Annotated in this window: 1 pseudogene; it reads left to right on the top strand. The window is 41.3% G+C overall.

Annotated elements, in window-relative coordinates:
* Positions 1-59: 59 nt before the first annotated feature.
* A pseudogene (locus tag AC6UD8_RS07000) lies at positions 60-1,228 on the top strand (hypothetical protein); the annotation flags it as partial.

The raw sequence follows: 1,228 nt of genomic DNA, 5'->3' as shown, positions 1-1,228 counted from the left end.
AATCTACTAGCAAGAGTGGCAGTACCTCATTAAGCGGTAGCGAATCAAATAGCACTTCAATGAGCGAAAGTAACTCCACCAAGAGCGATTCATTAAGTACAAGCGACAGCTTAAGTGCTTCAACTAGTAAGAGCGGCAGTACTTCATTAAGTGACAGTGAATCAAATAGCACCTCAATGAGCGAAAGTAACTCAACTAAGAGTGATTCATTAAGCACGAGCGATAGTTTGAGTGAATCTACAAGTAAGAGCGACTCTGTTTCATTGAGTGATAGTGAATCGACCAGCACTTCAATTAGTGAAAGTGATTCCACTAAGAGTGATTCGTTAAGTACCAGCGACAGCCAGAGCACTTCAACTAGCAAGAGTGGCAGCACTTCATTAAGTGATAGTGAATCAACTAGTACTTCAGTGAGCGAAAGCAACTCAACCAAGAGTGATTCATTGAGCACAAGTGAGAGCTTAAGCGAATCAACTAGTAAGAGTAGATCTGTAAGTACTAGTGACAGTTTAAGCACATCCACAAGCAAGAGTGACTCATTAAGTACAAGCGACAGCTTAAGTGCTTCAACTAGTAAGAGTGGCAGTACTTCCTTAAGCGATAGTGAGTCTACTAGCACCTCAATGAGCGAAAGTAACTCCACCAAGAGTGACTCCATCAGCACTAGTGATAGTTTGAGTAACTCAACTAGTAAGAGTAACAGCACTTCATTAAGTGACAGTGGATCAACTAGCACCTCAATTAGTGAAAGTAACTCAACCAAGAGTGAATCAGTAAGTACCAGTGATAGTTTAAGTCAATCTACTAGCGATAAAAATTCAATTAGCGATAGTGATTCCGTAAGTACTAGTGATAGCTTGAGTGACTCAACTAGTAAGAGTAACAGCACTTCATTAAGTGACAGTGGATCAACTAGCACCTCAATGAGTGAAAGCAACTCGACTAAGAGCGATTCACTAAGTACTAGTGATAGTTCCTCAGTAAGTGGTAGTACTTCTACCAGTGATAGCCTGAGAAACTCTATGAGTGATAGTACCTCATTGAGTACCAGTGGCAGTCAAAGCGTTTCAACAAGTAACAGTGATAGTGCTTCATTGAGTACTAGTGACAGCCAAAGCATCTCCACAAGCAATAGCGACAGTGCTTCTGTAAGTACTAGTGACAGCCAAAGCATCTCCACAAGCAATAGCGACAGTGCTTCTGTAAGTACTAGTGACAGCCAAAGCAT

The organism is Fructilactobacillus sp. X1R3C1 (assembly GCF_059901545.1).
This window is presented reverse-complemented; position numbering and strand designations above follow the sequence as displayed.